Origin of the sequence: Desulfatibacillum alkenivorans DSM 16219, assembly GCF_900142135.1 — a bacterium.
In the GTDB taxonomy this organism is placed as follows: Bacteria; Desulfobacterota; Desulfobacteria; order Desulfobacterales; family Desulfatibacillaceae; genus Desulfatibacillum; species Desulfatibacillum alkenivorans.
Map to the genome: position 1 here is coordinate 83,338 of NZ_FQZU01000027.1, position 1,080 is coordinate 84,417.

Annotated in this window: 2 protein-coding genes; both read right to left on the bottom strand. The window is 53.0% G+C overall.

From position 1 onward, the window contains the following. Window positions 1-216: 216 nt before the first annotated feature. On the bottom strand, window positions 217-684 hold the full coding sequence (locus tag BUE18_RS18925) for a transposase (RefSeq protein WP_073477749.1): 468 nt from the start codon (window positions 682-684) through the stop codon (window positions 217-219). A 105-nt stretch (window positions 685-789) separates the two neighbouring features. Next, window positions 790-1,080 (bottom strand): hypothetical protein (locus BUE18_RS28030; protein ID WP_211482823.1); only part of this gene is annotated, 291 nt, incomplete at its 5' end.

The window sequence follows — 1,080 nt, forward strand, 5'->3', positions numbered from 1 at the left end:
CTATGCTAAATTAACATTATAGTGAATGGATTTATACATTATTTCAAACAGATAAAAAGTTAGTCACTTATTAAGGGACGTCCCCAAGAACCCCCATATTGGCGCCTTACGAGCCGATAAAAGATTAATGAACTGCGTTAAATCTATATTGTAACGATTGAATTTATGCATTATTTCAAAATGATATAAAGTTAGTGGATTAGTCAGGGACGTCCCCTAAACAGTCAGTTCCACGCCCAACTCCGCGGCTTTTTGCACGTTTTCGTCGCTGGCGTAATGGGTGTCGGCCGTCACGGATTCCAGTCCCAGGCCCTTTTCCTGAACGGATTCAATGGCCGGAATCAGGGCGTGACTGTCATGGATGTGGACCGAATCCAGCCAATGTTTTCGCACGTCTACATCAAAGGCCCCGGCCAGGGCCTGGGTGACCAGCGTGAACGCGGCTTCATCCAGGTTGTTGTCGATCATCCGCTTCCGGGTGTTGCGGAGGGTGCGCTCGCACAGGTATTTCTCCGTGTCGGATTCCCCAGAAAGATCCAGGGCGTGGACGGTTTCCTGATCGGTGAGATCGTGGATTTGCTGGAGGATTGCGCACCCCAGAGCCGTTAGGGGGTCGTTGGAGGGGCGGCCCTGAGTCCTACTGAAGCAGGTGGCCGGCATGTCAACGGGCAGATTGGGAGGCAATGCTCCTTGAATAGACCAGCCCGGGAGGCGTCCAGCAAGTCTCTGCGTTTAGGGCCGGGATAGGCCCAGGGATTGAACAGGGAGAGTTGATGCCCAGGTAAAAAGTTAAAAATCGGGTTGCAGCCTGAAATGGGGCGATGAACAGCGGATATCAATCCGAATCCGTTTTCCTCCCGGATTCAAGCCCATCTTCTCCCACAGGCGCACAATTTGTTCTTTGAAATGAAAAAGCAGGCGCAAAACAGGGAGATTCAGGCCCCCTGACCTGGGGCCGCCCCCATTTTTCGCCCTCCGGTAACGCGTCGCCCGGAAAATGTTCATCCCCAAAACCTTCAGGACCACGCAGAATCGCACGGCTTCCAGCCCCCGCACCCGCAAGTGCTTGGCCCCTGTCTT